Origin of the sequence: Micromonospora fulviviridis (assembly GCF_014648395.1) — a bacterium.
Classification (GTDB): Bacteria; Actinomycetota; Actinomycetes; order Mycobacteriales; family Micromonosporaceae; genus Micromonospora; species Micromonospora fulviviridis.
Map to the genome: position 1 here is coordinate 44,826 of NZ_BMRA01000020.1, position 6,893 is coordinate 51,718.

At 66.3% G+C, this 6,893-nt stretch carries 5 protein-coding genes and 1 pseudogene; 4 read left to right on the plus strand and 2 right to left on the minus strand.

Annotated elements, in window-relative coordinates:
• Positions 1-266: 266 nt before the first annotated feature.
• The 4 genes and pseudogenes from IEY96_RS31725 to IEY96_RS31740 all read left to right on the plus strand — a co-directional run bounded on the left by IEY96_RS31725 (position 267) and on the right by IEY96_RS31740 (position 5,032).
• Positions 267-1,361 carry a hypothetical protein gene (locus tag IEY96_RS31725; RefSeq protein WP_189198474.1) on the plus strand — a complete coding sequence of 365 codons (1,095 nt, stop codon included), beginning with the start codon at positions 267-269 and terminating at the stop codon, positions 1,359-1,361.
• Between the two features lie 73 nt (positions 1,362-1,434).
• Positions 1,435-1,731 carry a hypothetical protein gene (locus IEY96_RS33020; protein ID WP_229792003.1) on the plus strand — a complete coding sequence of 99 codons (297 nt, stop codon included), beginning with the start codon at positions 1,435-1,437 and terminating at the stop codon, positions 1,729-1,731.
• Positions 1,732-2,678: 947 nt separating this feature from the next.
• Entirely contained in the window at positions 2,679-4,091 is a 1,413-nt protein-coding gene (locus IEY96_RS31735; protein ID WP_189198475.1) for a hypothetical protein, read from the plus strand.
• A gap of 134 nt (positions 4,092-4,225) precedes the next feature.
• Positions 4,226-5,032 (plus strand): annotated as a pseudogene (locus IEY96_RS31740) (IS5 family transposase).
• Here the strand turns inward: IEY96_RS31740 and IEY96_RS31745 are convergent.
• The gene (locus IEY96_RS31745; RefSeq protein WP_189198476.1) at positions 4,967-5,254 is read right to left on the minus strand and encodes a hypothetical protein; all 288 of its coding nucleotides are present in this window, start codon (positions 5,252-5,254) and stop codon (positions 4,967-4,969) included. The pseudogene IEY96_RS31740 and the gene IEY96_RS31745 sit on opposite strands and share 66 nt — an antisense overlap.
• Positions 5,247-6,782 carry a hypothetical protein gene (locus tag IEY96_RS31750; protein ID WP_189198477.1) on the minus strand — a complete coding sequence of 512 codons (1,536 nt, stop codon included), beginning with the start codon at positions 6,780-6,782 and terminating at the stop codon, positions 5,247-5,249. The genes IEY96_RS31745 and IEY96_RS31750 overlap by 8 nt, the downstream gene beginning before the upstream one ends.
• Positions 6,783-6,893 lie beyond the last annotated feature (111 nt).

The following is a 6,893-nucleotide window of genomic DNA, read 5'->3' on the forward strand; positions in this document are numbered from 1 at the left end:
GAAGCCGCGACCCGTAGATCCAAGTCTCCGGGTGGCGGTGGAGCCGCACAGCTCCGTTCGACTCTCAGGTCGCGTCTGAGGCGCGTCTGCGTCGCAGGGGAAGGACTCAGCATCCCGTGTTCGGCGCCCACGCAGGCGCGGGTCCTGGGGATGAAAGACCGTGCCAGCCGGCGCCAGCCCACCACGCGGTTCGAGAACAGTCCCGCACGGCGGCGAGCAAGAAGACGCCTTCGCCGCAGAGATGTGGGTGACGTCAAACGGTCACGGTGGAGATCGCCTTCTACAATGGTCGAATCCGTCGGCAGACGCAGCGGATCGGACGACGAATGATTCCGCGACCCCGCAAGCTCCGCGACCTCCGCAAGTCACTGGCCTGGTACGCCTTCGGGGCGGCCTGCCTCTCGGTGCTGCTGGTCGGTCTCCTGCTGACCTACCAGGATGGCCAGCTCACCCGCGACGCGGTCTTCTCTTCGGTCGGTCTTAACCTAATCGCGGCGGTGATCTTCGCCGTCGTCTTCTCGGTGGCCAGCAACCGGATCCAGGAGCGCAGCCTGGAGGAGAACCTCGCCGACGGCCTGGACGACCTGCGCCATGACCTGGTGGCGTCCCTGGCGGCGAACAACCGCAGCTTCCTGCCGTCGGCCAGCTATCCGGCATTGGATCCCGGTGCCAGCTTCGGCGACGCGTACAACCGCGACCTGACGCTCAGCCTGGAGCGGAGCAACACTTTCTTCTTTCAGGGCCCGAGTGCCCGGCTCGTCGCCGCCCGGCTGCGGAAGCTGCGGCACTACCCGCAGCAGATCAAAATCGTCATGCTGGATCCAGGGAACCGGCGCGCGATTGCCCGTCGGGCGGCTGATCGCGTCCTCTGGCCCGCGTCGCAGGGCCGGCCGGTCGCCGTCATCGAGGAGGAGTTGCGCGAAGAGTTGATCATCAACGTGGTCGCGCTCTTCGACTGCCGACAGATCTGTCCGATCGAGCTGCTCTACCACGGGGACACTGCGGTCTACCGGTACGTGCTGTGCGACGAGGCCGTGTATCTCTCCTGGTACCACGGCCCTCGGTCCAGCGGGATGGAGATGCCCGAGTCCTACCGGTTCGGGGTCCAGTCCTTCCCGTATCAGTCGCTGCGGCTCGACATGCTCCGCAAGTTCGAGATCTCGGACCGTAAGGTCCGGTTCGACCCCACCGACGACGACACCAGCCTCTGCACACACTTGACCCAACTCCTAGGCCAGCCGGTGGGGCCTGCCGACGTGGCCCGCTGGCGTGCCGCCCACGACGAGCAGAGTGAGTCGTTCAGCGGCTATCTCGACGAGCTCTACCGCCGGCTGCGCACCGGGCTTGAGGGCACCGACTGACGTCGCCCGTCAGCGGTTGCGGGCGCGTTCGCCGGCGAGCCGGTCCGGACAGCCGAAGGATGCCCGACCGGCGGTGAGCGCGGTGAACATCAGGCGGGGGCGGGCTGCTGTCAACGCCGGCGGTGTGCAGGTCAGCAAGGACGGGCGGAGCTGGCGGATCGGCGCCGCCGCCGACGTCGAGTGGATCGCCGGTCACACCACTGCCGGCATCTCGATCACCACCGCCATCCCGCCGATTTTCGACGCCTACGCCACCACCCACCAGGCTGACGGCGTCACTGTCGCCGCCTATGAGCACGCCCTGGTCGAGGATCTCATCACACAGACCCTTCTCCGCCCGGGGCATCGGACGGGCCGCGGTCTTGGCTGACGAGGCGACGGCTGCGGTCGCATCGGTAAGCCGGGTTGGCCGATGCCGGGGGAGCGGGCTGGGAGCTTAATCGGCTGGCACGGTCGTTCGTCGCGCAGGACCCGCGCCCGTCTGGGCGCCGGACACGGGATGCCGAGCCTCCCCCTGCGACGCGGACGCGCCTCGGCGTACCGCGTCCTAATCAGGTGTCCCCGGTCCCGGGGCCCGAGATTGGGGAGCAGGTTGGGAGCAACCAGGGTTCACTGAACGGCGCTGAACGGCACCCAACGCAGCGGAACAGTGCTCGTCTGCACCCACCACCACCTGCGGATCCTCGTTTGGGCAGGTCAGAGTGGGTGCGGCGTCCTGCTCATGCTGTTCGTGCCCGTCCGGCACGCCGACGAGGCCGTCCGGGCGGTGCGGGCGGCTGAGATGCATGGTGACACGCGCCTGCCGCACCGGCTCTGTTACGGGCAGCGCTACCCGGCGGAAGGTGTCAACCCAGGTCGGGCCTGTGATTTAGGGATTCGTTGACCGAGTCGTGCTCTCCTCGGGCTTGTTGATTTACGCGGCTTCGGGCAGGAAACTCCACGGGACCTACCACGAACGTCGGATCCCTCGACTCGCCCTGCCACGCCGCCTTGTCGGGTGCCTGCGGGGTGCCGTGGACGAAGCGTTCGGGGCTGCGGGTATGTCGGCATGCGGACATCGGGCTTCTCCTCGTCGAGGGCACGCGCCAACATGAATAGATACGCGATTCCGAACAAGGTGAATCATGAAAAGTCGTGGAGACGACGCGCGCATCTCGTACAGCCATGGATCTGATCGCAATCTCGCGAAGGCGCTGCAGGCGGAACTCCAGCCTTCGCGCGGCCCTGGTATCGACCACGGGCGCTACGAGTCTTACGAGACACCACAAACCTGTCGGCGTCGCCCGGCCTGTGGCTAACCATCAAGTAAGGCTTCCGGTGACTCACGCCAGCAAGTTCGCTTTCCTTCCTAACCTGCACGAGACGACCTCCGACGCAAATTTCCGCACTGCACTCGGTCCGGCCGGCTTTTTGCTCAGCCCCGCTTACGCGACCGGGCCGAAGCGGGCACTGGCGGGTCAGCTCGCCGCCTTCGGGCTCGAGGTGCTCGCAGACAATGGGAACTTCACCCTCATGGCTACTGCGTTCGACCGCCACAGCGCCCGCGTCCAGACGACCTTGGACGCGATCACCAACCGGATCGGTTTGCCGCTGACCGACCTAGACCCAGGCGCTCTCACGAGCGACGAGGCCGAGCAGTTGGAGAAGCTAGCCACCGACCTTAGGACTGAAGTCCTCGGTCTCTTGCCGACGCCCGAGGAGAGGCTCGCCAGCCAGTTGCGGATGTCCGCGACAGACGTCATCGGAGCAGAGGACCCGACGATGGCGCTGTGGATGCGTGCCGACCTCGAGCCAAACCTGCTGCCGTTCACGCGCACGTACTACCGGAGCCTGAATCATCGCGTATGCCAGGAGGCGATCAGGGAGATCGCAACTATCCCCAACGCGCTGCAGGGACGGTACTACACCGTGCTGTCAGCCAACTCGTACGACACCGCATGCGACGCCGGGCGCGAGGCGGCGAACGCCGGGGTCGAGAACATCGCGGTCGGTTTCGGTGCCTACATGGCCGACCGCAACTATGTGGGTCGGGTCCGGGTCAACGGACGGTGGCGCGCGCTGGAGGCTCGTTCCGCGGCGAAGTACTTGCGCACCCTGCTGGTGGCACATGGCATCCAGCGCGGCTACGCCGAGGTAGCCGGCCACGCGCCGGCCCGGCTGCACTGCCTGGGCCTAGGCGCGCCCGTCATGGTCGCGCTCGTGGCCGTCCTGTCGGCCGACTGCGAGCAAGTCACCTTCGACGCCACCAGCCCCATCCTCGATGCCGCGAATGGGACGCTGTACACGGAAAAGGATGCGTACCTGAAAATCCGTACCAAGGCAGTCGTCGACACCCTCCTCAGCGACGGCCGGCGTTCGTGGACCTGCCCTTGCCCGTTCTGCGCCGACTTCTTGGACCAGACCCCCCTTGCCTGTGGAGCGGACCGCGCGAGGCTTGGCCGCGGGCCTGCTACGACAGCCGATTTGCGACCAGGTGGGCGCCTCTACCACGCCATGCTGCTCTTCGCTGAGCCGACCAGGCAGCCAGATCGCGGACGCGTGAGCCGGGCAAGGTCAGGACACAATCACTGGGTGCTCGCCAAGGTGTGCAAGCAGGCGTCTGCTGCGTACCGCGCCCGTGCCTTGGATGCGTTCGCCGCAGATGTGATCCAGGATTACCTGCGCCACTCCAACGCCACTCCCGCAGCGCAGGCAGTCGACCTCGGGTGGCGTCTGCTGAGAAGGTTGTAAGGATGAAGGAGGGCTAACCTTCGTAGTTAGAGCTCCTAGCAAATAATCTAGGCACATTCGTCCCGTATGGATGATCGAGTAGAGTGTTCGGCCGTGAGGGGGGCGAGCAGCCGCCGTGGATCGTCTCGGACGAGATGGGTGTCGAGATCGAGCCGCTGCTTCCGCCCCGCCCACCGCGCAAGCATCGGTTCCCTCGCCGCAAGCTGCTTGATGACCGCAAAGTGTTGTGCGCGATCTTGTTCGTGCTCTACACCGATCCAGTGGGAGTAACTGCCCCAGGAGCTCGGCTTAGGGTCGGGGATTACCTGTTGGCGGCGGTTGCGGGACTGGAACGACGCCAGCGTGTGGCAGCGACTGCACGAAGTTCCGCTGGGCAAACTCCGGGCCGCCGGGCAGCTCGACATGTCCCGGGCGGTGATCGATGGCTCCCACGTCCGAGCGCTCAGGGGCGGGCCCAAAACCGGTCCGGGCCCGGTCGACCGCCGCAAGCGAGGCTCGAAACACCACGTCATCACCGACGCCGACAGCATTCCCCTCGCCGTCAGCCTGACCGGCGGCAAACGCCACGACGTCACCCAACTGATGCCCCTGGTCGACAAGATCCCGCCCCTGCGGGCCATCCGAGGACGGCTCCGACAATGACCGAAGCGGATCTACGCTGACCGCGGCTACGACTACGACTGCTACCGCCGCGAGCTGCGGGCCAAGGGCATCCCCCGGCCATCGCCCGCCGCGGCGCGTCCCCCACGGCTCAAGCCTCGGCACCGCCGCTGGTCATCGAGCAGACCATCGCCCTGCTGCACTGGTTCCGGCGCCTGCGCATCCGGTGGGAGATCCGCGACGACATTTACGAAGCCTTCCTCACGCTCAAAAAGTTAGGAGCTCTTATGGATGCAGTCCCACAGGTCGTTGACGGCGTCACTCCACGGGCCGTTTTCTAGCCGGTCGGCCTCCCAGTTCACCTGCGCCTGTTCCCACTGCTCCTCGTTGGCCTCCCACACATGCTCGGCGGCATCTGCGAAGTTGCCGTTGCCCATGTCCCTCGCGTACTGCTTCCACGCGTCCTCCCAGCCGTCCATGCCGTCGGCCTTCTCCCGCAGCTCGTCGAGCTTGTCGTTCAGCTCCTTCCAAGCCTCGTACTTGTCGGTGCAGTCGTCAGACATGGTCGTACCCCTTGGATGGAACGGGCTTGTTGAAGACCACGTCACCGACACCGACGCCTTGGTTTGCGGTTGTCGGCGACAACTTTGTGCCCCTCCCCGGCGACCAGCGCAGGTTCAGAGCTCCCGGGGACAGCTCGACCCACTCCTGTGCTAGGGCGTACCACGCCATGACCCAGCCGTCTCGCTTGGCGTCGCTGAGGCTCATGCGCCCGACCCGCAAGACCCGTTCCCCGGCCACGTCTGCCACGGTCCCAGTGGCGGAGAGGTATGCCCCGACCGTCAGGCCCTCGTGCCCGAGGTCGTGGTAGTCGGCCAGTACTCGGATGGGTGGACGGCTTCGTCCGACCCCCACGGAGACGGTTGTCGCTAGCTTGCGGCCGCCCTCGATCCGCGAGGCCTCCATGCGCTCGACGCGACCTTCGACGCGCAGCTGACGTTGGGGATCTACTGCGCCGTCAGGCAGGGCTGCCGCTGCGGCGAGCCGTTTGCTCGGCATGTAGGGCGGGGCGAACCGGGCTTCCCGAATCAGTTGGAGCGCCGGGTGCCGCCGGTCCTGTCGTTCGGCAGACGCGTGGGCCAAGTGGGCGGCCACGACACCGGCCCACGCTCGGCGCGCCAGGTGGAGGCCGTCAGCGCCGGTGCGGTGAAGCCGCAGCAATTGTGCGTTATATCGGCCGACCGCGGAGAGGGAGTCGACGGTCCGGGTGGCTTCCCCGAGCGCGATGGCGAGGGCTGTACTTGTCCTTACCGCCGAGGCGATGTGCTGGTCGGAGGCCGCTCGGAGCGCGGAAGGGTCTGCGGTTGTAGCCGCTGCGTGGATGGCCAGCTCTCCGCGCTCAAGCCGCATGGTCTCCTCCACCAGCACCGACTCCAGCGCGGCCGACACCCGCTCGAGGTTCGGTTGCGCCGCAGACGTCTGGCCGTAGGCGAGGTTGAAACTGGCCCAGAAGTGGCCGCGCATCCCGACCGACACCATGCCAAGTGCCGCCACACGCGCGACCGCGTGGGCGCCTTTCATCTTGGGCGGAGCCAAGCTGTCCACGTAGACCTGCTCCAGTGGCCCCGGTTCGCCGCTCTCGAGGAGTTCGAGCAGCGCCGGCAGCAGATCCCCCTTCGGCTTCTCATCCTTGATTCTGGCTGTAAGTAGGGCGATGAACTCGTGCCTCTTCGCGTCCGTCAGTCCGGCCACGGCACCAAGGACCGCATCGGCGGCCGCCGTCGCCTCCGCGCGAGGGTTACGGTTCCTCTGAGGGTCGGGCGCGAGACTCTCGGCGAGGGCCAAGGTTCCGGTTCCGTAGATCATGGCTGCCTGGGATTTAGCGGCCAGCCAGTCTGCGGCCCGTAGCTGTGCCAAGAGTTCGCCTACGCGCAGCGACTGGCCGATGGTTGATCGCGCGGACTCGGGTGCAGACCGCGGCGTGGGCACGGATTCCAACGGAGTCCTCCCCATGAGCTGATTCGGTTTCGGCTCTGCCTTTTCCGGATCGTGCTTCGCGAAAGCCCATATGTAGCGTACCGACGGCTTCACTGCATGTAAATATGATCGACTCGGCTCAACGGTTACGACACCGTTCGCTAACTTGATCTTTAACCTGTGCGGCGTGGCCTCGGGTTATTCGAAGTCTTCGTTTTCTTCGTG

Bases quoted from the DNA above. Each gene is read 5' to 3' on its own strand.
- IEY96_RS31745 (WP_189198476.1), bottom strand. From the start codon at position 5,254: ATGTCTGACGACTGCACCGACAAGTACGAGGCTTGGAAGGAGCTGAAC.